The 25,599-nt window shown below is 62.3% G+C and carries 23 protein-coding genes; 13 read left to right on the top strand and 10 right to left on the bottom strand.

The genetic code is table 11. From position 1 onward, the window contains the following. Positions 1-21: 21 nt before the first annotated feature. Positions 22-513 (top strand): hypothetical protein, encoded by a 492-nt coding sequence (locus tag ABF859_RS05950; protein ID WP_415526853.1) that lies wholly within the window; start codon positions 22-24, stop codon positions 511-513. Further along, complete coding sequence (locus tag ABF859_RS05945; RefSeq protein WP_415526852.1) at positions 497-1,774, top strand: hypothetical protein; 1,278 nt, start codon at positions 497-499, stop codon at positions 1,772-1,774. The genes ABF859_RS05950 and ABF859_RS05945 overlap by 17 nt, the downstream gene beginning before the upstream one ends. Here ABF859_RS05945 and ABF859_RS05940 read toward each other — a convergent pair. Beyond that, positions 1,710-3,062: an autotransporter strand-loop-strand O-heptosyltransferase gene (locus ABF859_RS05940; RefSeq protein WP_415526898.1), complete on the bottom strand. Its 1,353-nt coding sequence runs from the start codon at positions 3,060-3,062 to the stop codon at positions 1,710-1,712. The two genes, ABF859_RS05945 and ABF859_RS05940, sit on opposite strands and share 65 nt — an antisense overlap. Before the next feature lie 237 nt (positions 3,063-3,299). Between ABF859_RS05940 and guaD the strand changes: the two genes are divergently transcribed. Both guaD and ABF859_RS05930 read left to right on the top strand, forming a co-directional pair. Further along, the gene (guaD, locus tag ABF859_RS05935; RefSeq protein ID WP_415526851.1) at positions 3,300-4,616 is read left to right on the top strand and encodes a guanine deaminase; all 1,317 of its coding nucleotides are present in this window, start codon (positions 3,300-3,302) and stop codon (positions 4,614-4,616) included. 177 nt (positions 4,617-4,793) lie between these two features. Then, positions 4,794-5,771 (top strand): DUF3034 family protein, encoded by a 978-nt coding sequence (locus ABF859_RS05930; protein WP_415526850.1) that lies wholly within the window; start codon positions 4,794-4,796, stop codon positions 5,769-5,771. Positions 5,772-5,889: 118 nt separating this feature from the next. Here ABF859_RS05930 and ABF859_RS05925 read toward each other — a convergent pair whose 3' ends face one another. Genes ABF859_RS05925 through ABF859_RS05905 form a run of 5 tightly spaced genes read right to left on the bottom strand, consistent with a single transcriptional unit; the run spans position 5,890 to position 10,512 of the window. Then, entirely contained in the window at positions 5,890-7,293 is a 1,404-nt protein-coding gene (locus tag ABF859_RS05925) for a nucleobase:cation symporter-2 family protein (protein WP_415526849.1), read from the bottom strand. Between the two features lie 9 nt (positions 7,294-7,302). Further along, positions 7,303-7,635: a hydroxyisourate hydrolase gene (uraH, locus tag ABF859_RS05920; protein WP_086649290.1), complete on the bottom strand. Its 333-nt coding sequence runs from the start codon at positions 7,633-7,635 to the stop codon at positions 7,303-7,305. Beyond that, complete coding sequence (gene uraD / locus ABF859_RS05915; RefSeq protein ID WP_415526848.1) at positions 7,632-8,156, bottom strand: 2-oxo-4-hydroxy-4-carboxy-5-ureidoimidazoline decarboxylase; 525 nt, start codon at positions 8,154-8,156, stop codon at positions 7,632-7,634. The genes uraH and uraD overlap by 4 nt, the downstream gene beginning before the upstream one ends. Continuing rightward, positions 8,153-9,052 (bottom strand): allantoinase PuuE, encoded by a 900-nt coding sequence (puuE, locus tag ABF859_RS05910; protein ID WP_415526847.1) that lies wholly within the window; start codon positions 9,050-9,052, stop codon positions 8,153-8,155. Before puuE ends, uraD begins: the two co-directional genes overlap by 4 nt. Positions 9,053-9,066: 14 nt before the next feature. Next, complete coding sequence (locus tag ABF859_RS05905) at positions 9,067-10,512, bottom strand: SidA/IucD/PvdA family monooxygenase (protein WP_415526846.1); 1,446 nt, start codon at positions 10,510-10,512, stop codon at positions 9,067-9,069. Positions 10,513-10,686: 174 nt separating this feature from the next. On the opposite strand from ABF859_RS05905, the gene ABF859_RS05900 reads away from it, so the two are divergent. The 3 genes from ABF859_RS05900 (at position 10,687) to ABF859_RS05890 (ending at position 14,755) form a co-directional block, all read left to right on the top strand. Further along, entirely contained in the window at positions 10,687-11,610 is a 924-nt protein-coding gene (locus ABF859_RS05900) for a LysR family transcriptional regulator (RefSeq protein WP_415526845.1), read from the top strand. Positions 11,611-11,789: 179 nt separating this feature from the next. Continuing rightward, positions 11,790-14,117, top strand: coding sequence for a TonB-dependent receptor (locus ABF859_RS05895; protein ID WP_415526844.1), 2,328 nt, complete (start codon positions 11,790-11,792; stop codon positions 14,115-14,117). 107 nt (positions 14,118-14,224) lie between these two features. Next, positions 14,225-14,755, top strand: a complete 531-nt coding sequence (locus ABF859_RS05890; RefSeq protein WP_415526843.1) for a cupin domain-containing protein — start codon at positions 14,225-14,227, stop codon at positions 14,753-14,755. 74 nt (positions 14,756-14,829) lie between these two features. Here ABF859_RS05890 and ABF859_RS05885 read toward each other — a convergent pair whose 3' ends face one another. Both ABF859_RS05885 and ABF859_RS05880 read right to left on the bottom strand, forming a co-directional pair. After that, a complete protein-coding gene (locus ABF859_RS05885; RefSeq protein WP_415526842.1) occupies positions 14,830-16,926 on the bottom strand; it encodes a protein-disulfide reductase DsbD family protein in 2,097 nt (698 codons plus the stop codon). A gap of 126 nt (positions 16,927-17,052) precedes the next feature. Then, the gene (locus tag ABF859_RS05880; protein ID WP_415526841.1) at positions 17,053-18,141 is read right to left on the bottom strand and encodes an SDR family oxidoreductase; all 1,089 of its coding nucleotides are present in this window, start codon (positions 18,139-18,141) and stop codon (positions 17,053-17,055) included. Between the two features lie 109 nt (positions 18,142-18,250). On the opposite strand from ABF859_RS05880, the gene ABF859_RS05875 reads away from it, so the two are divergent. From ABF859_RS05875 to ABF859_RS05855, 5 genes are all read left to right on the top strand, one after another. Further along, complete coding sequence (locus tag ABF859_RS05875; RefSeq protein WP_415526840.1) at positions 18,251-18,640, top strand: winged helix-turn-helix transcriptional regulator; 390 nt, start codon at positions 18,251-18,253, stop codon at positions 18,638-18,640. A 137-nt stretch (positions 18,641-18,777) separates the two neighbouring features. Further along, positions 18,778-21,258, top strand: coding sequence for a mechanosensitive ion channel family protein (locus ABF859_RS05870; protein ID WP_415526839.1), 2,481 nt, complete (start codon positions 18,778-18,780; stop codon positions 21,256-21,258). Between the two features lie 224 nt (positions 21,259-21,482). After that, positions 21,483-21,797, top strand: a complete 315-nt coding sequence (locus ABF859_RS05865; protein WP_415526838.1) for a hypothetical protein — start codon at positions 21,483-21,485, stop codon at positions 21,795-21,797. A gap of 14 nt (positions 21,798-21,811) precedes the next feature. Further along, positions 21,812-22,045: a hypothetical protein gene (locus ABF859_RS05860; RefSeq protein WP_415526837.1), complete on the top strand. Its 234-nt coding sequence runs from the start codon at positions 21,812-21,814 to the stop codon at positions 22,043-22,045. 77 nt (positions 22,046-22,122) lie between these two features. Continuing rightward, on the top strand, positions 22,123-22,674 hold the full coding sequence (locus ABF859_RS05855) for a hypothetical protein (protein WP_415526836.1): 552 nt from the start codon (positions 22,123-22,125) through the stop codon (positions 22,672-22,674). A gap of 69 nt (positions 22,675-22,743) precedes the next feature. On the opposite strand, the gene ABF859_RS05850 is transcribed toward ABF859_RS05855, so the two are convergent. Together ABF859_RS05850 and ABF859_RS05845 are read right to left on the bottom strand one after the other, a co-directional pair. Continuing rightward, entirely contained in the window at positions 22,744-23,964 is a 1,221-nt protein-coding gene (locus tag ABF859_RS05850) for a hypothetical protein (protein ID WP_415526835.1), read from the bottom strand. Further along, positions 23,961-24,818, bottom strand: a complete 858-nt coding sequence (locus ABF859_RS05845; RefSeq protein WP_415526834.1) for a creatininase family protein — start codon at positions 24,816-24,818, stop codon at positions 23,961-23,963. The genes ABF859_RS05850 and ABF859_RS05845 overlap by 4 nt, the downstream gene beginning before the upstream one ends. Before the next feature lie 122 nt (positions 24,819-24,940). Between ABF859_RS05845 and ABF859_RS05840 the strand changes: the two genes are divergently transcribed. After that, complete coding sequence (locus tag ABF859_RS05840) at positions 24,941-25,438, top strand: DUF2721 domain-containing protein (RefSeq protein ID WP_415526833.1); 498 nt, start codon at positions 24,941-24,943, stop codon at positions 25,436-25,438. The last annotated feature ends 161 nt before the right edge of the window (positions 25,439-25,599 follow it).

Here is a 25,599-nt window from a genome sequence, read left to right as displayed (position 1 = left end):
CCCAAAGAGCGAAGCAGACCCATGAAGAAACCTCCTGCAATGGACGAGATGCGCCTGCTCCTGAAGCGGTATTTCTTTCTGTTCGGGATAGCCCTGTCGCTTCTTCTGACCCTTGCCTGCTGCCATGACTGGACGGCACACCGGGCGTTCAGCCCAGACGGCTTCACCCTGAGACACGACCCTTCCATGAACTTTCTCGTGGAAAGCTGTCATATCACCCGGAACACCCTCTCCGTTTCCGGCTGGGTCATGTCCGATGTCTGGCCTGGCAACGGGGCGTCCCTGATCCTGACAGCGGGGAACGGGACGAAAGAGTTTTCCATCCCCTACAGGCTGCGGGAACGGCCCGATATCGCCCGGACATTCCACACAGAGGGCAACGCCTTTCACAACCGGTACGGTTTTACCGGGAGTGTCAGGACTCATGGAGACATCGCCCCGGACGAGACCCTGCACCTGAACATCATTTCAGGACACACCCTTTACAGGACCGCCCATGCCTGCCGCCCTTAAGTCCACGATCCTGAAGAACGGCCCGTTCGTCGTCTTCCTCCTGCTCGCGGCAGTCTGGATGAACACCCGGATCAACAGGACGATCTTCATCGACAACGACATGTTCCGCCATGCCCTGGATCACACCAGCCTGCTGTCCTTTCTCCACACCCGTTACAGGATATGGTCCGGCAGGATTTTCATCGAAGGTGCGCTTGCTGAAACCATCCGGTATCCCGCCTTCTGGCGGACCCTCATCCCGCTCTGCGCCATTCTGCTGGCCTATGCCATCTGGTCCTGCACCCTGCGCCCTGTTCTCAGGACCGGCATCGGCATTCCGCTGGTCATGGGTCTGTTCCTGCTGCTGCCCCATGAGGTCAGCGAAGAGTCAGTGTACTGGCTCTCGGGCTTCTACAATTACCTCTTCCCGATTTCCTTCGCCTTCTTCTCCATCAGCGTCTTCCTGCGACAGGACGATGCGGGAAAAATCCTGCGCTTCCTGTCCCTCGCAGCCCTGCCCGTCGGATGTTCGATCGAACAGTCCTCCCTGCTTCTGCTCTTCTGCACGGCCGTCTCCACAGCTCGACGCCGGACCGTTTCCCTGTACAGCGGCCTTTATCTGACGATCGCTGCCGCCATTTCCGCCATTGTTCTTGCGGCCCCGGGAAACGGCCGACGTTACGTCGCGGAAATCGGCAACTGGCTGCCCGAATTTCCCCACTTCGATACCGTGCAGAAACTCTCGCTGGCCCTCGACCGCATCCACCGTACTTCCGTCAGCACGGACAATCACATCCTGCTCGCAGCCCTTGTCCTGTCCGTCTGCTTTCTGGCTTTCGTCAAACGGAACAGGGGCGTTCAGGATGTGGCGGCCACAGGCGTGATGCTGCTCAACATCCTGCTCATGCTGCCCCTCGGCCCCCGCCTTGAGAAAATGCTCTCAGCCCTGCGCTGCGACCGGTTCATCTATGATCTGAACTGGGTGTATCTGAACACCTATGTCGCGTTTTTCCTGACGTTATGCATGATCGTCTCGATCCTGTGGTGCGCCCTGTCCCTGAAAGATTCCATCACAGTCCTGTCCTTCCTGCTGGGCGGGTTCGCCGTAACCTTCCTGACCGGCCTGTCACCCACGATTTACGCCTCCAGCCACCGCATCCTGCTTGTGATGGAGCTCAGTCTGGTGGTCTATGTCTGCGCCCTGATCGAAGCCCTGCTCATACGGATACGGGCGCGCCCTGTTCCGCGCCTGCAAGTCCCCGATCCGTCATCAGCCGCCTGATGGTGTGAATGACCTGCGTCCCCGTAATCAGCCGCGAGCACTCGAACTGCCGGTCCGTCCCCTTGTGCCGCGGGCACCAGAAGAAGTCCTTGTGATCGAACTGGAACGCCGGATCGTTCCAGCATGAATTGCAGGTATGCCAGTTGATGACCCGATACGGCGTAGCGAACTCGTTGTCCGGATGGGTAAAACCCGAAATCATCACCACCGGCGTGCCCGCCGCATGCGCCAGCCAGGCCAGCCCGCTCGACAGGCCAATGAAGAAGCTCGCATGTTTCAGCCATCGCGCCCGCTCCGCCAGCGGGCGGCTGCCGGTCTGGTCCTCCGCCCCGTGCGGGATATGGTTATAGACATACCCCGTGCCATGATACGGCTTCTGGTCAATGCAGATGACGCGATAACCCGCCTTTTTCAGAAACGCGATCACCTCATGCCAGCCACCGGGATTGTTCCAGTACTTGCACTGCGTACTGGCCTGCGTGGCAATGACCACATACGGCTCCGCAACGGGCGGTGTCTCGCCATCAGCAATGGTAATGCCCGGCGGCGTATCGTTCCACGGATCCACGCCCAGGATATAGGCCGCCGTCCGGTGCAGCCCCACATGCCGGAAATCCGTCGGCTGGCGCGTATGCTCCTTATCGGTGAAAAATAACCCGATATTGTAACTCGCATAGAACCGGGCCGTGAAACCGGCATCCGCTTTCATGCGGTCATGCCCCACCAGCGTCAGTTCCGGATTGGCCCCCATCACGAGTGGCAGGATCGCCTCGGAGACCGAACACGTCACCTGCGCCCCGCTCTCCTGCGCCAGACGCCGCACCGCCGGCAGCCAGGCCAGCGTATCGCCCAGCGTCCCCACCGGAAGCTGCACCAGAACCGGCCGCCCCGACAGCGCCAGATCATGATGGACCACCTGCTCCGGCGCCTCGCCCGGCCGTTCCAGCCAGACATCCACCGTAAACGGCACGAAGAACTTCTTGGTGGACGCCACCATGCCGCCCTTCAGACGCGCATCGAACAGCACATTCCCGGTCACATGATCCGAAAGCCGCACATGCCATTGCGCTCCGGGCGGCATGCCCTCCCGCTCCAGGGACGGCACCATGACACGCGCGCCGTCATTGAAATCGAACCGCACACCGTGCGTCCCTTCGATCACCGGCACACGCGGCGGAGCATGATAAGGCCCCTCGATACTCCCCGATGCCGAAGACGCCGAACCGTCATTGCTGCCCGTACCCGAATCCGTCACATCCGCCGTCTCCGGAACCGGCACTGCCGCCATGCCACTCGCTCTACCCTCCACGGGAACAGCGAGCCCTTCCGGAACATCCAGCGCAACGGGTGGCAGAACAGGATCACTCGACATCATCGGCGGATACTCCGGAACTCATGCTGAAGAACATGCCAGCAGCCGGTTCTTCCTGTCCGTGTTGTAAGACACCCCTGCCCCGACTGCCAATCCGCCGCCAACGCAACAAACCCGCTCCACGCGCCCCAACGCCTGCGATAAGATGCTCCCATGACCCAGACCAGCGCCATCCGCGGCCCCTACCTGACCTTCCATGCCGATCCCTTCACCATCGATCCCATGGACGCCCTCCATCATGAGCCCGATGGCCTGATCCTGACCGAAAACGGCCTCATCACCGCCGCCGGCCCCTGGGACACCCTCAGACACCGCATCCCCGCCGGAACCGCCGTGGACCATTATCCCGACATGCTGATTTCCGCCGGCATGATCGACACGCACGTCCATTACCCGCAGCTTCCGGTCATCGCGTCCTATGGCGAGCAGCTTCTGGAATGGCTGGAAAACTACGTCTTCCCCGCCGAAGCCCGCTACGCCGACATCACCTATGCCCGCACCATTGCCCGTCAGTTCCTGACCGAACTCCTGCGCGTCGGCACCACGACGGCCGCCGTGTACTGCACCGTCCACCCCCAGTCCGTGGACGCATTCTTCGAAGAATCCGAACGCCTCAACACCTGCATGATCGCTGGCAAGGTCCTGATGGACCGCAATGCCCCCGAAAACCTGCGCGACACGGCCCAGAGCGGCTATGACCAGTCCGCCGAACTCATCGCCCGCTGGCACAACCGCGGACGGCAGCTTTATGCCGTCACCCCGCGCTTCGCCCCCACCAGCACCCCCGAACAGCTCGATCTCGCAGGCGCCCTGCTCGCCACGAAGCCCGACCTGTTCATGCAGACCCATCTGCTCGAAAACCGTTCGGAAATCGCCTGGGTCCGCGAACTCTTCCCCGACCGTGCTTCCTATCTGGACGTGTACGACAAGGCCGGTCTGCTGCGTCCGCGCGCGATCCTCGCCCATGCCGTCCACGCCGAAGACGCCGATTTCCAGCGCTGTCACGACACCGGCTGCTCCATCGCGCACTGCCCCGGCTCGAACCAGTTCCTCGGCAGCGGCTCCTTCCCGCTCTTCAAGGCCCTTGATCCCAAACGCCGCGTGAAAGTGGGCATCGGCAGTGACATCGGCGCCGGGCCTTCCCTGTCCCTGCTTCAGGTCCTCTCCGACGCCTACAAGGTCGCCCAGGGCCTCCAGACGAAACTCCACCCGGCACAGGGCCTCTGGCTCGCCACGGCGGGCGGCGCGCAGTCCCTCGGGCTAGAAGACCGGATCGGCAGCATCCGCCCCGGCCTCTACGCCGATCTGTGCGTCTTCGACCCTGCCGCCACGCCTCTCGGACGGATCCGCAGCCAAACTGCCGAAAGCCTCGCCGACCGCCTCTTCGCCCTGACCATGCTCGGTGACGACCGCAGCATCGCCGCCACCTATGTCGCAGGCCAGAGACGCCACCAGCGCAACGCGGCCTGACGCTACGGAAGGACCCACCCCACAAGCGTATATGTCATCTTTTGACACTGAATGTTTTAAAATCGCGGGTTTTCCTTAATTCTTCATCAGTATTTCTACAGTTATACTGCTGTCAGTATTTAATCTGCGAGAATACTCCTGGCTCACCCTCGGGCTCGCGACCTAAAAGCAGGACCCATGCACCGCTCTCCATCCTCCGCGCAGGCTTTCCGCTCCCTGATGTCCCTGACCGCGGTCCTGTCCCTCAGTCCCCTCATCCCCACTCACAAAGCACATGCCGCAGACGACACTGCCAATGCCCCGCAGGTCACTCTGGGCAATGACGGCAACAGCAGGTCCCTGTTCCGCACCCTCTTTGACGGACAACGCGCAATCGGCACCGGCGGCATGTCCTCGCTCGAAGGCTCCAGCGGCGGCGGCCTCGCAAGCTGGGCCACCATCAGCGGCTATGGCAGCGACAAAAGCGCAGGCATGGCCTTTCACTACAGCTACGTGAACCTCACCAATTACTGGGACCAGAATGTCGGCGCCTCGATGGGCTTCTTCGACCGCCTCGAGCTTTCCTACACCCACAACTTCTTCCAGACCCGCGCCACAGGCGCCAAGCTCGGCATCGGAAATGGCTACCAGTTCGACCTCGACGTCGCAGGCGCGAAGGTCCGCCTTTTCGGCCATGTCGCCGACAACACCCTGATCCCGCAGGTCGCCATCGGCGGCATGTACAAGCATGACAGTGACGGCCGCGTCATTCACATGGTCGGCTCGAAACACACCGACGGCGCAGACGCCTATCTCGCCGTCACCAAGCTGTTCCCGAAAGTGGGCATCCTGATCGACACCACCGTCCGCTTCACCAAGGGCAACCAGTGGGGCATCATCGGTTTCGGGGGAGACCGTGACAACGACTATCACGCACAGTTCGAAGGCTCGCTGGGCTATCTGCCGTCCTTCATTCCAGGGCTGATCGTCGGCGTCGAATACCGCACCAAGCCCCGCAACCAGCGTTTCACCGACGAAAGCAACTGGTTCGACGTCTACACCAGCTATTTCATCAACAAGCACCTGAACGTCACTTTGGCCTACGTGTCCCTGGGTACGATCGCGACCTACAAGGATCAGACAGGCTTTTATTTTTCCGCCCAGACGGGATTCTGACGTGACAATCCGGGCTCTGCCCGGACCCGGCAGGGATCTCGATCCCTGCACCCCGCCTTATAAACCGGTGTCCAGAGGCCCCCGGCCTTTGGCGGGTTTCAGGGCGGAGCCCTGAGCCTCATCCTTCCCGAATCCGCTCGTCGATCAGCGCCTCACGTGGAACATCCGTCGCATGCGTCGCCTCATGAATCGTCCGCTTCACGTTGAAAATCAGATGCAGCAAAATCGCTGACAGAGACCCCAGCGTAATTCCGCTGCCAAACACGATCTTCGCCCACATCGGAAACGTATCAGAGATATGCGGCTGGGCCGTCGCCAGCATGCTCAGCCCGATGCTGGTGCCCACGATGATCACATTGCTCTGCCGGTTGAAATCCACCCGCGACAGGGTCTGCACCCCCACCACGGCCACGGTCGCGAACATCGCCAGCGCCGCACCGCCCAGAACCGGCACCGGCACCGCAGCCACCAGCGCACCCAGACGCGGCAGGCAGCCGAGCAGCATCATGATGACCGCCGCCGCCGCCACGACCCAGCGGCTCTTCACCGCCGTCATCCGCACCAGCCCGACATTTTCGGCAAAGCACGTATAGGGAAACGAGTTGAGTACGCCACCGAGCATGGTCGCGATCCCATCGGCGCGAAGCGTGCGGGCGATGTCCTCGGACGTGATCGGCTTGTCGACGATTTCACCCGTCGCATAGACGTTCCCGATCGTCTCGATCATGGAAATCGTCATGACGATCACCATCGACAGGATCGAAACCGGATGAAACGTCGGCATCCCGAAATAGAACGGATGCGTGATGGACAGGAGCGGCGCGGACGACACATCCCCGAAATTCGCATCACCCAGCACCCAGGCCACCAATGTTCCCAGAACCAGCCCGATCAGAACTGCAATCGTAGCAATAAACCCGCGAAACAGCCGCTGGATCACCAGAATGGACGCCAGCGTCCCCAACCCGTACCAGATGCTCCGCAGCGGAACATGATCCTGCATGACGGACGGACTGGCGCCCGACACAATGTCATTCGCCGCGACCGGCAGCAGCGCCAGACCGATAATGAGAATGATGGACCCCGTCACAACCGGCGGGAAAAACCGCACCAGCCCCGCGAAATGCCGCGCCATCAGCAACGTCACGAACCCCGCCACGATGACGGACCCGTAAATGGACAAAAGCCCCGGCGTCCCGCCCCCCACGGCAGACCCGATGGCAATCATCGGCCCCACGGCGGTAAACGTCACGCCCTGCAACAGCGGCAGCCGAACCCCGACCGGCCCGAACCCCACCGCCTGAAGCAGCGACGCAATCCCGCAGGTGAACAGATCCGCATCGATCAGATGGATCAGCGTTTCACGCGGCAGATGCAGCGCACCGGCCACGAGGATCGGGACAATGACCGCCGCCGAATAGAACGCCAGCACATGCTGCAACCCGTAGGCCCCAAGCCGCCAGACCGGCAGTTTCTCGTCAACGGGATGCAGGCCGGTCATCGCGGCGTTCTCGGCAGTCATGAAAAGCCCTCAGCTTCCGCGATAGGTGGAATATCCGAACGGCGCCGCCAGAAGCGGCACATGCGCATGTGCCTCCGCCGCCAGCCCGAACACGATCGGCACCACATCCAGAAACGGCGGATCGGACAGGACCTGGCCGCCCTTTCGGAAGTAATCGCCGATCCGGAACTCCAGACAGTACGTCCCTTTCGAAACCGCAACATCCCGCAGTTCCGGGCAACGCCCGTCTGCATTAGTCTGCCCCTCGAACAGCACCCGATCCCCCTGCAACAGACGCAGGCTCACACCCGCGGCAGGTTTACCGGACACCGTATCGAGAACATGCGTGGACAAAGAACTCATGACGCAACCAGATCCTTCAGACGAAGTGCCGCAATCGCATCGATCTGCGTCAGCGCCTCGGTCAGTTCCTGTTCGGGAGTGCCAGCCAGACGGCGCTCCATTTCATCCATAATGACGGTTTTCGCGGCCTTCCCGGGTACGGCCACTTTGCGCACACAGATCACGAACGGCATGGAAAACCGCGCACGATACGCGTCGTTCAGCCCCCGGAACCGCTCGTATTCCGCTGGCGTCAGACGATCCAGCCCCGCCGAAGCCTGTTCCGACGCGGAATGTTCCGTCAGATCCGGATCAATCCCGGCCCGGTGTCCAAGCTCCGGATGCGCCCGCACCAGCGCAAGCTGCGCCTCCACTCCCGCAGACCGCACAGTCTGCGCAAATGCGGACAGCATCGCATCCACATTCTCAAAAGGCCGGGCCTTCAGCGCCCCTTCCGCCACCCAGGGCGAATGTTCATAAAGCCCACCGAACTGCGCAACAAACGCCTCGGCCGACAGAGCATTGACGTCCGAAATCTTCATGCCGGATGCACAGACTGCCAGTGCCGCGCGATATCCAGCCGCGTCGCCACCCAGACACCCTCATGCTTGCGGATATGCTCCAGAAACTTCAGCAGTCCCATCGCCCGCGCCGGCTTGCCCGCCAGACGGCAATGCAGCCCGACCGACATCATCCGTCCGCCCTCGCGATACAGCATGTCAAACGCATCACGCAGGTAGATGAAAAACTGCTCACCTTCCGTAAACCCGTTCAGCGCTGCGAACTTCATGTCATTCGCATCGAGCGTATAGGGCACAATCAACTGCGCCCGGCCATTGGTCCGGTCATAATACGGCAGGTCATCCGCATAGGAATCCGCGTCGTAGACAAACCCGCCTTCCTCCGCGACCAGACGCGCCGTGTTCGGACTCGTGCGCCCCTGATACCAGCCGAGCGGCCGCTCCCCCGTCACCTCGGTATGCAGCGCAATCGCCTCGCGGATATGCGCCCGCTCCACATCTTCGGGGAAATCCTGATAATCGATCCAGCGCAGACCATGGGACGCAATCTCCCAGCCGCTCTCCTTCATGGCCGCCACGGCATCCGGATTGCGGGCCAGCGCCTTCGCCACGCCAAACACCGTCACGGGCATCCCGGCGTCATCGAACAGACGCCGCAGCCGCCAGAACCCGGCCCGGCTGCCATATTCGTACAGGCTCTCCATCTGCGCACAGCGCGCCCCGATGATGGATTTCGTGCCCACCATTTCGGACAGGAACGCTTCGGATCCCGCATCACCATGCAGAACCGAGTTTTCCGCCCCTTCCTCGTAATTGATGACGAACTGCACGGCGATGCGCGCGCCATTCGGCCATTTCGGATCAGGCGGCGTGCGGCCGTAGCCGATCATGTCCCGCGGATAGCTGTCCTGCGTCATGGGCGTCTTCCTTCTCAAAGCACCGGCGGATCGAGGCTGACGAGTTCTTCCGTGTCATATGCCAAAAGGCTCGCCAGATGTTTCTCGCCGTCCTCCACGAACAGATCGCGCGCAATGCCCCGCGCCAGCTTCTCCACGCCAAAACGCATCCCGCTGATGGACGCGCCCGAAAGCCCCATGCTCGGCATGGCTCCGAACGTGAAATTATAGATCGCCGCCAGCATCGGCGCCTTCGGATCGGCCGCATCCTTCGGCAGGAACTGGAACCGCGCACCCAGATAGGGATGGCTGCCCAGAAGCTCGCTCTCTTCCCCGGCCGGCGGCGTGAAATGATCGCGCCACAGCATGACCGAAGACGCAAAATCCCGCGTTTCCGGCCGCTGCGACAGGTCAATCGAGAACCCCGTCCCAATGATCAGAAAATCAAAGCGCATCTCGCCCTGCGGCGTCGTCACCACGATTTCATCCCCGTCCATCCGCGTCGCCGTCCAGGGCGTTCCGGGATGGAAAGCAAAATTCTCATGACGGCGGCAGCGCCAGAACGTGTCCTGCGGCGGTGGCTGGTTCAGGCTGTAAATCTGCCGCATGAAACGCCAGCGTGTCAGGTCCGGCAGTTCCGAGAAATGCGCCAGAAAGCCCGCATTTTCCATCCAGCGATACGGATTGACCGCCGGAATCTTCGTCCGGCGCAGGCACAGATCCACCCGCCCCGCACCTTTTTCCAGAGCCGTCGCGGCGTTGTCGAACGCAGACGCACCCGCGCCCAGAACACCGATCCGCTTGCCCTGCAGAGCCTCGAAATCAATGTCTTCATGCGTGTGTGCATAAACGGATTTCGGCAGCGTATCGGAAATAAAGGACGGCACATGCCATGTCCCGCCGCCCTCAATGCCCGTCGCCAGCACCATACGCCGCGCCAGACGTACCGTTTCCTGACCGGCCGCATTGCGGAACGTCAGCCGCAGCAGCCCGTTGTCCCAGCCGACATGCACCAGTTCCTGATCGTTCACGACCGGAATGTCGAGCGTCTCCCGCACCCAGTCCAGATAGGCCTGCCAGTCATGGCGGGAGATCTTGTCCAGATCCTCCCAGGCCTTCGCTCCATAACGCGCCTCGACCCAGGACTGCGGCGTGAGATTCGGAATCCCGAGGTCCGGCCCGGTGACGTGCTTGGGCGTGCGCAGCGTGATCATCCGCGCAAACGTCACCCACGGACCTTCGCCGCCTTTGGACGCCTTTTCAAAGACTTCCACATTGGTCACACCCTGCCGGCGCAGTCCGAAGCACGACGTAATGCCCCCCTGCCCCGCACCGATGATCGCCACATCCAGAACCGCTTCCCCATCCCGGTCCTGCGTCAGGCTCCAGTTACCCGTCGCATAACGGATTTTCGCCAGATCCTCCCGCACACGCTCCGAAAGCGCAGCGAGGGCATCGACGTGAGAAACGGTGGACATCATGTGGTCAAATCCCAAAGAACCGGTACGGGCAAAGCAGCATCCAGACACTGCCAGACCGTCTTTCCGTATCAAAAACGACAGGTCTCCTGTCGGTCGGGATAGTTTCACACAGCCTTGAGGTCGTATACTCCATAAAAACGCATCTTCCGTTCGCAAAAAGAGAGCAGTTATTCCATGCCTGTCTTCTCACGCTTCCTGCGCTACTTCCTCGCCGTCGCCCAGCACGGGTCGATCCGCCGGGCTTCCGAACACCTGCGGATCGCCGCTTCCGCCATCGACCGGCAGATCCTCCAGGGCGAAGAGTCCCTCGGCACCGCCCTCTTCGAACGCCTCCCCACCGGCCTGCGCCTGACCGCCACGGGTGAGCTGCTCTATGCCCACGGCAAACAGTGGTCGCGGGACCTGACCAATATGTGCGTCCAGATCGAGGACATGCGCGGCCTGCGCCGGGGACAGGTGGACATCGCCGTCCCCGACGCCCTGACCCGCGGTTTCCTGCCCCGCCTGCTCCGCGCCATGCGCACGACCCATCCGGGCATCACGATCTGCACCCATGTCCTCGACAACAGCCGTATCCAGAGCACCCTGATCGACGGTGCGGTCGATGTCGCCCTGCTGCTCAATCCGACCCACGCGCGCGGCCTTCTGGTCCGCGCCCACAAGGATTTCCCGCTCGGATTCGTCTGCCTGCCGAACCATCCCGTCGCGGAACGCAAAAGCGCCCGCTTCAGCATGGCCATGAACTACCCCATGATCATGCCCGAAGCCCCACTCGCCCTGCAACGCCAGATCGAAATCCTCGAAATCGACAGCAATCTCGACATCCAGGCCGCCGCCACATCCGACAATATCGAAATGATCAAGTCCCTGGTTCGCGAAGGTGTCGGCCTCGGAATCCTCAGCGCCCTGGACGTCATGGAAGAGGTCACGCGCGGCGAACTGGCCTTCATTCCGATTTCCAACCATGACCTGCCGCCTCTGACACTGGCCCTGTGCGTGGATCACTCCCGACAGCTCTCCGGCGCCGCACGACTGGTGATTTCGGAGCTTGAAAAGGAGTTCCTCTCCCCCATCACACAGTCGCAATCCGCCCCCTGACCGCCCGCGGCCAATGGGAGACACAGACTGTCACATTTTTGCACCACCCTAAAAACGGCAATGGCCTGCCCTGCATTTTATCTTTGGTGCAGATAGGCCCTCTGTTTTACATCCACGTTTCGAATAAATACCGTTTCCAAAGTGAACCTTTCGTTTCGACAGGACAGGAGCCCGGCAGCATGAAAGACAACCGTTGGTCACCAGGCTACCGACGCCAGCTCCTTGCAGTCACCTGCCTTGCCGGCAGCGTCCTCGCCGCTTTCGGCACGAGCGCCCGCGCCGCACAGGCAACGAAACATCCCGCTCCGCGCCATCATGCTTCAGGCCGCGGCCCGGTGCGTCCAGCCACACCCCCGGCCCACGCGACAGCCACGCCGCGCCCGCATGCACTTGATGCCTCCGCTGCCGAAACGGTCTCCGTCACGTCCTCGCGCCGCGCCCTCAATGGCGGCGGCGGCATGATGCGTGTCGAAACGGCACCTCACGCCGTCCAGACCGTCAGCAAACAGTTCATCGACATGCGCGCCCCGACCAGCACCGCGCTTGACCTTGTCCAGAACCTGCCGAGCCTCAACGTCACCACCCCGGATTCGTCAGGCATGGAAGGCGGACAGATCCAGTCCCGCGGCCTGACCGATCTCGACATGGGCCTGGTCGTGGACGGCGCGCCTGCCGCCGCGGCCAAGTATCTCAGCGAAAACGTCGATTCCGAGAACCTCGAAAGCGTCAGCGTCACCCCCGGCTCCTCCGCAACCGACCTTCCCGTCATGTCCGCCGCCGCTGGCGTCATGGCCGAGGAAACCCGCACCCCCGCCCAGAAGCGCGGCGGCCTGATCGACTTCTCCTACGGCACCAACAACCTTTCGCGCGAGTTCATCCGGCTTGAATCCGGCGAGATCGGCCATAGCGGCGTGCGCGGCTATTTCTCCTTCTCCAACACCCATGACCGCTCGTGGATGGGCGCTGGCGTCAACCAGCGCAAGCACATCGATTTCGGCCTTCAGAAAGACTGGCGGAATGGCTCCAACGCCAAGTTCTTCCTGTCCTGGAACTCGGCCGACTTCATCATCGACAACTACCCGACCTCCGACCAGTTCTTCCGCTACAAGCATACCGGACAGGGCTACGGCCGCACGAACGACAAGACGAGCAACAATTACTGGGGCAACAACAACGATCACTGGAACCAGATCTTCATCTCAGCTCCGGTCCATATCGTCCTGCCCTCGCGCCTGTCCCTCGACATCCACCCGTATTTCAGCTTCGGACAGGGCTGGGATGCGTCTCCCGGCGGCACCACGACCGACGAGACCGGCGCCACGCGCGGCCTGACGAACTACTTCCTGCAGAACGAATACCGCTCCGTCGGTACGGTCGCGAAACTCAACTGGGAGATCGACCGTCACAACACGTTCTCGGTCGGTTACTGGTACGAAAACACCCAGACGATCCAGTCCTATCCCAGCAGCTACCAGATGCCGGATGGCAACGCCCCGAGCCCCAACTGGGCCGCGTACCAGATCTCCGCCGGCGACAAGCAGACAGCAGGTTACGAAATCCACTCGCTGTTCGTGCATGACACGGCCAAATACTTCAACGATCACCTGACCGTGGATGCCGGCTTCAAGTTCGTCATGACGAACATCTGGAACAAGGACTATTACGGCCGTCAGGAAGGCAACCGCACAGCGCCCCTGCCGCAGCTTTCGATCGGCTATCGCATCAACAACCACCATCAGGTCTACCTGAACGTGGAAGGCGATTACCGTCAGCCCAGTGCGGTCGATCTCGGCTGGCTGTACACCAGCGTCGCGATCCCCAAGAACCAGTATTCCATCAAGGAAGAACTCGGCTACCGCTACCACGACGATCACATCATCGCGGATGTCGCGTTCTTCAACTACAACGTCACGAACCGCATCGTGGACCAGTATGTCGGCATGAACAGCTACAAGCCGTTCAATATCGGCAACCAGCAGATGCGCGGGTTTGACGTGATGGTCGCAGCGCGCCCCATCCACGGTTTCAGCCCCTACGCTTCCGTCGAATACCTGCACGCCTCTCAGGACAGCAACGTCTTCGATCCGTATCTGAACACGATGCTGCACTCCAAGGGCACGCAGGCCGTCATGGCCCCGCATGTCATCGCGAATTTCGGCCTGACCTACACCTACAAGGGCTTCTTCGCGAACGGCGCCGTCCACTACACCGGCCCGCAGTCGGTCAGCATCGCCGGCGACCAGCGCATCCCCGGCTATGTCACCAACACACTCTCGCTCGGCTATCACTTCAAGCCGTTCATGTTCGCGAAGTCCCCGACCTTCCGCCTGAACTTCACCAACCTGACCGGCTCCGTCGTCCGCACCGGTGCCATGGGCGCGGTCTACAGCGCCAAGGACCCGAGCACCGTCTACAGCGGCAACATGGCGTCCTATACCGGCTACGGAAACTCCTTCATGGTCGCCCCGCGCTTCACCATGACCGGAACGGTCTCCACCGCCTTCTGATCGTCCGGAACACGAACCAATCCGGCTCCCTGTTCCAAACCGGTTCTCCTCCCGTGCGTTGCCGTAATACGGCACGCACGAATCCTTACGGGACGGAGGAGATCCCCATGCCCCCCGGCAACATTTTCAAAAAGCATTTCGTCAGGTCAGCCCTGCTGCTCTGCACCACACTGGCTGTGCCCTCTTTGGCCCATAGCGCACCGGCCCCGACCGAACCCATGCAGAACCAGTCCGGTGTGACGATCATCCACGGCTCCGATGCCGTGAAATGGCAGCCCGCGCCTCCGATGTTTCCGCATGGAACGAAACTGGCCGTCCTGACCGGCGACACCAGCAAACCGGGCCCCTTCACCCTGCGCGTCATGATGCCTGCGGGATCTTTCATTCCGCCCCACACCCATAATCTGGACGAGATGCTCACCGTCATCAGCGGCACCATCCAGCATTACGTGGGACAGAGCCTCGCCACAACGCAGCAGCGCCCTCTCGGCCCGGGCGGCTTTGTGCACCTGCCGGTCAATGTCCCCCACGCCATCAAGGCCGGAAGTCAGGGCGCGGTCCTTCAGGTCTCGGGCACGGGACCGTTCAGTATGACCTACGTCAACCCGCAGGACGATCCCCGCAACACGGGCCGCTAAACACCCCCAGATATGAAAAAACCCTGCTCCCGGACCGGGAACAGGGTTTTTCAGAGATCGGCAAAACCGCGTGCCTATTTCCCGATCGTCGAAAGCACGATGCCCGGCGTCAGGATCTGCGGCAGCACGATGCCATCCTGATGCGGCGCATAATAGATATAGAACGGCACACCATCGCGCCCATGCGCCTTGAGGAACGCGCCGATCGCCGCATTGCGGTTCGTCCAGTCCCCCTTGAGGAACACGATTTTCCGGTCCCGGAAAGCCGCCTGAACGGACGGCACATCTAGCGCCACACGCTCATTGACCATGCAGGTGATGCACCAGGACGCCGTCATGTCGATGAACACCGGCTTTCCCTGCGCCCGAAGCTCCGCCAGCCGCGCTTCGGTAAACGGCTCAACACCCGCATCCGATACCCCGGCCGCCACGGGAGCCGGTGCGGCCCGCAATCCCTGCGCCAGCGCCGCGCCACAGACCACAACACACAGCACAGCCACAACACGGCAAAACGCCACCGTCCCACGGCCGCCTTCCAACATGGACCGACGCTGCCCGACACCATAGATCCAGCCCGCAAACCCTAGCAGCACAATACCCCCGGCTGTCAGCGCCACGAACATCACACCCCGCTGGATCGCCGCCACCCACAGCAGCCATACACAGGTCGCAAACAGCGGAAACGCCAGAACCTGCTTGAGAATCCCCATCCAGGCCCCCGGCTTCGGCATCCGCGACGCCACACCCGGAACCCCGGCCACCAGAATATACGGGAACGCCAGTCCCAGCCCCATCGCCAGAAACACCAGCACCCCCATCACCGGCGGTCCACCCAGCGCCCCTGCAATGGCGACCCCCATGAACGGCGCGGTGCAGGGCGTCGCCACGATGACCGCCAGCAACCCCGTCATCATGTCACCGCTCCGGCCGCCCCCGGTCTGCACCTGACCCAGACGCCCGGCGCTGACTTCAAACACACCCAGCAGGTTCAGCCCCATGAGGAACAGCAGCCAGCATACCCCGACCACAAATCCCGGCGACTGGAACTGAAAGCCCCACCCCGCCGCAGACCCGGCCAGACGCAGCCCGATCATGACAATGCCCAGAGCCGCAAATGCCCCCGTCACGCCAAGCGTGTAGAACAGCGCGCTCTGAAGCTGCGCCCCCCGTCCGGCACCCCCCATTTTCGCCAGAGATAGCGCCTTCATCGCCAGAACAGGAAACACGCAGGGCATCAGGTTCAGGATCAGCCCGCCCACAAAAGCAAAGAGCAGAACCCGCAGCCACCCCGCGCCGGTTGGCACATCAGAAGCCGGGGCCGCATCCGCCTGCACAGGAGCCGCAGCAGACGCTCCCCCAACCGGGCGCGCCTCAACCTGCAACGGGCTTTCCTGCCCCGCCGCATCCTTGAGCACGACAACACCCGCCAGCGGCCTGTCCCGATGCGCCGATTTCAGGAACTTGAGCCCAAGCGTCAGTTGCCCGTCCGACACATGCAGCGGCTGCTCCGCCACCTGATCGATCACGCCCCCGTCCTGCGGCAGGAACCACGCCTGAGACACGGACGCCGCAGACAGTCCCTTGCCCGAAAGCGTCAGCACGCCATCGCCCGACACGCTGGCCGCAAACGGCGACGCCACCGGCATGGCCGCATCCGCCTTGTGGAACAGCGCAGCCTGCGCTCCGCCTTCCGACACATCACCCGCCGAAGCCGGCAGCGTCAGTGTGAAATCACCGCTCTCTGGAATGCAGACCTGCGCACAGACAAGCCACTCCCCATGCGCATGCAGCGTCGTCCCGCCGGAACCCTTGAGAACCAGATCCTCCGGCAGCGTCACCTCATTCACATAGGCATAGGACATGAGGCCGCCCTCACTGATCCGTACTGGCACCGGCCAGTGGATGGGGCCACCTTTGCCTGTCGCCCCGCCATCAGCGGTCACATCCAGCGTCGGCGTATCCCCGGCATCCCCCGGATTGATCCAGTAGGTATGCCAGCCCGGCTTGAGCTGAAGCCGCAGACCAACCCGCAGATGCTGGTCCGGCCCGACCGCATCGCGATCCGTGACAAGCGTCGCGGTATCGTTCGCGGACGTGACCGGCGCGCTCTCCGCCGCCAGTGCGGAAACAGATCCCAGACCAACAGACCCCACCAGTAGCAGGGCAGACAAGCTGAACACTCGATTCAAGGCAGGCTCATTTCAACAATCAGGACAGAAGCGCCTGCATATCACTCTCCGTCACGGAAAGCAGGACCTTTGCGGTCGTGAAACCGTAAAAGCCCCGTAACCCGCCCTTCACGGAATCAGCCGCTCCGCCCGCAGACGGACGAACAGATCGGTAAAAGAATCCGGCGTGTACTGATAATCTGCAAACCCGGCGAGGCGGCTCTTGCTCATATCCGTCACGCATTCCACCGGCCGTCCGAGATCCGCATCCGTATGCCAGGCCGAGGCCAACCGCCCGATCTGGCTCTCCGTCAGACCGTATTTCGCGACAATCCGCTCCCAGAGTTCCGCATCCCCCGAAAGGGTTTCCTCAAGCGACGTTGCGTGCCCCGGATACGGTGCAGCCTCGATCCCGAACCACTCCGCCAGACGCGGCCAGAGCCATTTCCAGCGCACCAGATCGCCATTCACGATATTGAACGCCTCGTTCCGGCCCGCCGCAGACGTGGAAGCCCAGAAAAGCTGCCGTGCCAGTTGCCGCGCATCGGTCAGATCCGTCAGACCATTCCACTGCACCGGCGATCCGGGAAACACGAAGGGCCGCCCGGTCTCCCGGCAGATCGTCGCATAGACCGCCAGCGTGCTGCCCATGTTCATCGCATTGCCAACCGCATAGCCGATCACCGTATGCGGACGATGCACACTCCACGAAAACCCGTGTTGGGCAGCGGCTTCATAAAGCGCGTCTTCCTGATCGTAATAGAAATTCGGCAGATCCAGCCGGGGCACCTCTTCGCGGAACGGCGTCACCGGCGGCTCTCCCAACGCATAGGCCTCGAACGGTCCAAGATAATGCTTCATGCCCGTCGTCAGCGCCGCATGAACCAGAAGCCCCGGCTCAGGCAGGGAGGCGAACAGATTGCGCCCCATCGCCGCATTGACGCGACAGTTCTCTTCCTCGGTCGCCTGACGCAGCCAGGAGCAGAAGAACACATGGCTCGGACGCAGATCCTTCAGCGCCTCCGACAGCGACGGCAGATCCAGCAGATCGGCCTCCACCGGCAGCACGCCCGCCATGTCATGGCGCGGCCTGCGCGCCAGACCATGCACCGTCCAGCCCTCGGCCACGAGACGCGCCGCAAGGTTCTGACCGACAATACCCGTCGCCCCGACCACCAGAGCGGTCCGGGCCGGTGCCACAGCAACAGAAGAAGTCATGGGATTTTTCCTTTGCAGAAAACCGGGTCTGCTCCACATCTGATACGACATTGCCATTTCCACCAGACGGCACCTTTTCGTGCCCCGGTGACCAGAAGGTGCCCACCCCATGACCCCGCCGCTGCCCGATCACTACCGTCAGGCACCCTTCGCCGAAGACTGCGCGCCCCGCCGGATCCTGAGGCTTTTCAGCGGGAAATGGACCACCATGATCCTGCACACCCTCCATCTTCTGGGTGGTACGGCACGCCCCGGAAAACTCCAGCGCAGCATCCCCGGCCTTTCGAAAAAAATGATGACCCAGACCCTGCGCGAACTTGAATCGCAGGGCCTCGTCCGCCGCAACGTCCGGCAGATCATGCCACCCCATGTCGATTACAGCCTGACGGAACTCGGGCAGACCTTCGTGGAACCCGTCGAGCTTCTCTATCACTGGGCGATCCGCAACGCCGACGCGCTCGACCAGATCACACCGCACGTCCCCACCCCGCCTGAATGAAAGAGAGCCCATCAAGAGGGTAGGACAGGGCCGTCCGCCTGTGCCATGTTCAGGGCAACAAACCGCCCCGGGCGGTCAACGAGGTGCGGACCACGAAACCCGCCCAGAACGCGTACTCTGAAGGACAGCCCAGACCGATGCCGCCGATACCCCGTCCCGACCCGTCTTCACCCTTCCCGCCACGGACCGGACGGTCCCTCTCCGGTATCCTTCTCTTCCTGGTCCTCAGCGTCCTGACGTCACTGGCCCCCGCCCTGGCCGCTGACAGCACCACGACGGACGCTCCGCTCAACAAGCAGGAAGCCCAGCAGCTCCTCAACGTCCTGAACAACCCCAAGGAGCGGGACTCCTTCACCCACACCCTCTCCCTGATGGCCCGCGGCCTCCAGGTCGAAACGCCCGCCACAGCCCCCGCAGCCGCACCGGCCAAAGCGGCACCAGCCAAAGCCGCCGCCAAGCCCGTCGCCGAAGTCCCGCCCGACATCCATACGGGCCTGAGCAGCATCCGCCTTCAGACGCTGGGATACCTGCACAACTTCCTGGGCCTGTTCAGTGATCTCGCCCTCGTCGGTCACTGGGCACGCACGACCCTCGCCTCGACCGATACGCGCACCACGATCCTCCATGCCTTCGCAGGCGGTCTCGTCGCCATGCTCTGCGGAATCGCGCTGGAACGGATCGTCGCCCTCAGCCTGCGCAAACCGCTCCTCCAGCTCACGCAGAACGCCGAAAACCGGGAACAGCGCAACGCGACCGCACCTGATGCCACCGCGCCTGCGGAACCCATCGTCGACGGCTCCAGCCAGACCCGTGCCGCCGACCAGCGGCGACAGGTCGAAACCCTGCGTTTCCTCTCCCGCGTCCCCTACGCCCTGGGACATTTCGCCCTCAAGGCCGTCCCGGTTCTCGCCTTTCTGGCCGTAGCCTATCTCGCCGTGCTGGTGTTCCCCTGGAGCGCCAAGACCGACAACGTCATCATGACGCTCGCCAACTGCTACGCCGCGGCCCGCTGCCTGTATCTTTTCGTCGAGACCGGCTTTGCCCCGCGTTCCCCCACCATCCGCCTGCTGCCCGCAACGGACGCGACGGCCTTCCTGCTCACCCGCTGGTGGAACGTACTCGTCGCAGCCCCCGCCATCATTTTCTGCCTCTCCACACTGGGCAGCCAGTTCAACCTGTCCCCGCGCGGCACGGACGCGATGATCCGGGGCGTGGTCCTGATCGAACACATCCTGATCGCCATCTTCATCTGGCGCATCCGCCACCTCGTCAGCCGGGCCCTGCAGCCCCGCGCCGTCCCCGACACCGCGATGTGGACCTTCATCGTCGCCGTCACCCGCCTGTGGTGGGTCCCGGCCATGTTCCTCGACGTGTCCCTCTGGGTCGTCTGGGCCGCGCACCTGCCCGGCGGCTACCGCTGGATCCTCGACACCACCGGCATCACCATCGGCATCCTGGTCGCCTCCCGGCTGGTGGCGGTCATGGCCTATGGACTGCAGGACCGCTTCTTCCGCATCAATCCCGTCCTGACCGACCGCTTCCCCGACCTGCAGAAACGCGCCGACCGCTACTACCCCTTCGCCCGCAGGATCCTGACCGGTGCTCTCCTGTTCCTGACCCTGATCGCCATGACCGAAGCCTGGGGCCTGCCCACCTTCGGCTTCTTCCTGCACAACGCCGTCGGCCGTCACCTGATGGACGCCGTCCTGACGATGCTGGTCGCCCTCACCGTGGCCGTCACGCTCTGGGAAATCATCAACGCCTTCCTCAGCCAGCAGCTCACCCGTTTCGAAAAGTCGGACCAGCTTTCCCGCGCCACCCGCCTGCGCACGGTCCTGCCCATCATCCGCACCGTCCTGCTGGCCATCATCATCATCATCGTCGCCGTCACGACGCTCTCGCAGATCGGCATCAACGTCACCCCGCTGCTCACCGGCGCGGGCATCATGGGTGCCGCCATCGCCTTCGGTTCGCAGAGCCTGGTCAAGGACTTCATCACGGGCTTCTTCATGCTCGTGGAAGACGCCATCCAGGTCGGTGACTGGGTCACGACCGGCGGCGTCTCGGGAACGGTGGAAAACCTCTCGATCCGCACCGTAAAGGTCCGCGACATCAACGGCGACCTTCACATCATCCCGTTCTCGTCCGTTTCCTCGATCGCCAACACCGCCCGCGGCTACAATCAGGTCATCGTCAAGCAGCAGCTCGACCTCTCCGAAGACCTGCCCCGCGTCACGGCCATCATGGCCAAGACGCTCAAGGAAATGCGGGACGATCCGGTTTTCGGCCCCATGATCCTGTCGGACTATAACGATCTGGGCGTGGACAACAGCGACAGCGGCGGCGCCACCCTCCTCGGCAGCTTCCGCACGACTCCCATGATGAAATGGAAGGTCAAGCGCGAGTTCTACCGCCGCATCACCAATCAGCTCGCTGCGGCAAACGTCAAGTTCTACACGGGCACGTCCTACTTCACGACGCCACCCGGCAACGCCATGCGCATCACCGCGGACGTCGCCCTGCCCGCTCCCGCCAATGATGCCCCGGCCACTCCGAAGCCGCCGGTTCAGGACGCAGCACAGGACAACGGCAAGCCTGACGGCCATACACCAGCCTGATTTTCCGACCGGCCCCGCTGCGGGGCCGGTCCATCAGACACCCTGCTGCCCATAATTGTTAATCAATTAAATAAAGTCTTGCATTACTGAACCGGAAAGCTCATCCTGTACCCACAACATCGAGAACCCCCCTCCCGGTTCCACGCAGACGATTTCCCGGCCCGACCTTCCCGCGGCCCCGCATCGCCCGCCAATCGGCGAGGATCATGCCAAGGAATCCCGCGATGTCTCTTGTCCTGGTCTCATCAGACGCATCCGCCCCCGATCAGCAGACCACGCCTGCGGCCGACCCCGGCGCCCCGCCAATGGCCCGCCCCGACCCCACCGCTCTGGCCGAGAAGAATCGTCAGGAAGAGCGGGTCCTGAAAAAGCGCTTCATCGGCATGGTCCTCGGCCTCGTGTTCGCGCATGTCTATGTGGCGCTCGCGCTGGCCTATTCCTACATGGACGACCACAACCACCTGCACACCTGCTGGCTTCCCCTGCTCGGGGCCTTCATCTGCGGGATGATCTTCGTCTTCCACGTCTCGATCTCGTAACAAGGAGAGGCCCCATGACCCGTCCCGCCCGCCACGCATGGCTCCAGCCCTTCCTGTCCACGACATTGTGGACTCTCGTCCTGATCGACATCGCCGTCATGACCTACCTGGAAAATCAGGATTTCTTCAGGGACTACGCCGTCTGGGCCTGGCCCTCCGTCCTGATCACCGGAATCATCGGCTACTTCATCGGCCCCGCAATCGATCGCTTTTTTTCCAGAAAATCCTCCAGCGCCAACAGACCGTAAAGCACGCCGGGCCGGAGCGGCTGTTCAGACAGCTCTGTTTCTGAGTCCGGAAAATCACCGACTTCAGGAGGATGAGCATGGCCGATCCGAAACTGGATGTACGGGAGGCGCGGGCGGAGCTAATCCGGACCCGGAAGTATATTGCAGTGATTTCGATGGACAGACGGGGAGGAAGTTTCTTCTCGGTCACCGGATGGTCAACCTTCATTGACCGCAAGGACGCCACACCGGAATGGATCGGAGAAAATCTCCGGAGAGCCCTCGAGACAAGCCGTGATTTTGTCATGGAATGGAACGAAGATCCGCTTCCGCGAGACAAGATGGCTGCGGAAAGCAAGAAATCCGGCCCGCTCTACATGGAATTCTGGGGCCGGGTTCGGGAAAGATACGGCTTCAAGGACTGGCGCGATGCGCAAACCAAATCCGCCCTAGTCTTTATCCAGTGGGAGTGCGAACAGACAGATCAGGTGCGGTTTGCCGCTTCAAAGGGACGAGGGGCTAGTCATTCAGCCTGGTATACGAACGAAAACGAGGGAAAAGTCTTTCACGCCTCCATCACTCCCTGCGATCAGGAGTTCGGCGAGATCGCCATACAGGCGCTTGACGTCTGCCGTCCCAACTACCTGTAAAGCCGCACCCAATAAAAAAGGGAGACAGAACGCCTGCCTCCCTTTCCTGATCCATCAATCCCGCAGACCTTACCGCAGAATCCCCGTATGCCCGACGCTGTAGCGTCCCGGCTGCGGCCAGACCGTCAGGCCATGCGGCTCAGCACCCACCGGGATCTTGCGCATCGCACCCGTATCGGTGTCGATCGCATAGACCACATCATCGAACCGACCCGACAGCCAGAGCAACTTGCCGTCCGCGCTGACATTGCCCATGTCCGGGCTGCCGCCTCCGGGGATCATCCAGGTCTTGATGACCTTGTCCGTCGCGAAATCGATGATCGACACGCCACCCGGACCATGCTTCGGACCATGGATACGATGTGAGCCACGATTGGCGACATACATCAGCTTGCCATCCCGGCTCGGATACAGGCCATGCGTGCCGATGCCCGTGGGAATGAAGCCGGTCTCCGTAAAGGAATCCCCATCCACAACGAACACGCCATCCGCCATCATGTCCGCCACATAGAACTTGTGACCATCCGGCGCCGTCAGGATGTCCTGCGGCATGCCGCCCCTGGACAGCTTCAGCATCCCGATCATCTTCAGGTTCACCGTATCGACCTTGGCGACATAACCGCCGAACTCGCAGGTGAAGATCGCGTATCTGCCGTCGATGGAGAAATCGGCGTGATTGACGCCCTTGCATTCCGGCGTCTCAACGGAGCCCTTCAGCTCCATCGTATGCGGATCGCGGAAGTCCAGACGCTTGTGCGCTTCGGCCACCGTAATCGCGTATTTCCCGTCCGGCGTGAAATACATGTTGTACGGATCATCTACGGCAATGGACGGACCCGGCTTGGCCGTTGCCGGATTGATCGGCGTGAGCGACCCGTCCGGACGGCCCTCGCTGTTATTCGTCACCCACAGCATCCGCAGATCCCAGGACGGCACCACATGCTGCGGCGAATGTCCGACCCGGAACGTGTCCACGACCTGAAAGGACACCGGATCAATGACGGAAACACTGTCCCCGCGCAGGTTCGGCACATAGACGCGGGCCGGATCATGCGCGATCGCAGGCGAGATGTGGGACGGCGTCGTCTCGCTGTAGATGTTCTTCGGATCAATGACCGGCGGCATGCCCGGGATCGTCTGGATACCGGACGGCGCAACCGGGGCCGCAACAGGCACGGACGCATCGGCCGGCACCGGCACCATCGGCGCGCTCGGGGAGTATTCCTGCGCATGGGCCGCGGCAGCTCCCAGCAGCGTCATCGCCACCAGAAGAGGAGTCTTGAATGTCATGGATGGCTCCTTTGGAAAGACTGGATTGCCGCAACCGCGGTCCGGATCTGCATGTCCGTGCCGATCCGGCCGAGCCCGGCCGATGCCTGCCGCGGATCGCCACCATAGACGCCCTCGGCCGCACCCGGTTTCGGAGCCGCGCGCAACGCATCCTGACGCACAAGTGACGGATCAACCGCCAGCATCAGCGACGTATCGCTCAACTCCGCATGAAGCCCCACCTCCGCCGCATGCCCCTGCGCCCGCAGGGCCTCGGCATACTGGTGAGGAACGACTTCATAATAATCACGCAGATAAAGCACGGCTGCCTGACCCTTCCAGGCCCGGTTCAGCTCCTGCGCCACCTGCGCCATGAAAGACTGGTATCCGCCATGATCGCCCAGCAGCACGATCCGCCGGAAGCCCTGGACGCGAAAACTCTCCGCAGCCCCTTTGAGCAGCCCCTGGAACACAGCGGGCGGCACGGAAATCGTACCCGGAAACTTCATGTGAGACGTACGCGGGCTCGTCGATCCCTCCGGCACATACGCTACGACAGGCGCCACCAGCGTATGCCCGGCCTGAACCGCAATGGCATCCGCCAGAACCTGCGCCCGCACGTTATGCTTGCCGACCGCAATATAAGGTCCGCTCTGCTCGGTCCCGCCCACGGGAATAATGACAGTCTCAGTCCCCGCCTTCACATCCCGCGCCACCTCGGTCCAGCTCCGGCACGCGAACTCCGCCTGAAGCGCCAGCCCGGTGCAATGGAGGCCCTCTTCCGCCACCGTCTGGGCATGGGCGATACCGACAGACAGACCCATCCCCGCACAGAACAGGACAGAACGACGGGACAGGCGAAACAGGTTCAGCATCAGGGCCGGAGCACCTCTGGAAATGGCTGCCCCTCCCTACTCCATCTTCCCCCGCCTTTTCCAGAGCCCCCCTTCCCAAAACCCCGGTCTTTCCGGAAATGGATCATGCAGTATAAGACATCATGGCTTTCCCGATTTCCTACGACCCCGATCCCGTCGACAGCGCCGCCCACCTGATTCAGGTCGCGCTCACGCCCGTTTTCATGCTGTCCGGCATCGGCACCCTCATCAACGTGTTCAACACACGCCTGGCCCGCGTCGCCGACCATCTCGAAGACGTCCGCAAGAAACTCAGCGCCCCCGCCACGGATGACACCGCGCCCGACCCGCTCAACACCCCCGAGCGCCTCAAAAGCCAGCAGATCCGCCTTCACCGCCGTGTCTTCGTCCTGGATGCCGCGATTCTCCTCAACGCCATCGGCGGCGCATCGACCTGCGGCGCGGCCATGGCGCTTTTCGTCGGCTCGATCCGGGACGCCTCAACGTCAGCATGGCTGCTTGCACTTTTCGGCATAGCTCTCGCCTGCACGGTCGGATCGCTCATGTTCTTCCTCGCCGACACCCTCCTGAGCTGGCACGGCCTGCGCCGCGATACGGACACGAGCCTCGACGCGGAATAAGCCTCCGCGCAATTTTATTTCAAAAACCACCCGGAACGGTACTGTTTCCCGAAAGAAACCCCCACAGGGAAACACATCCCGCTTTACTTTAACAAAAGCGAAATAATCGCCCGGTGGAAACAAAAACACCCTCTTCGCAAAGAGGGCAAAAGTTTAAAATG

The organism is Gluconobacter sp., assembly GCF_047722525.1.
In the GTDB taxonomy this organism is placed as follows: domain Bacteria; phylum Pseudomonadota; class Alphaproteobacteria; order Acetobacterales; family Acetobacteraceae; genus Gluconobacter.
Note: the sequence above shows the minus strand (reverse complement) of the source record. Positions and strands in the feature narration are given on the sequence as shown.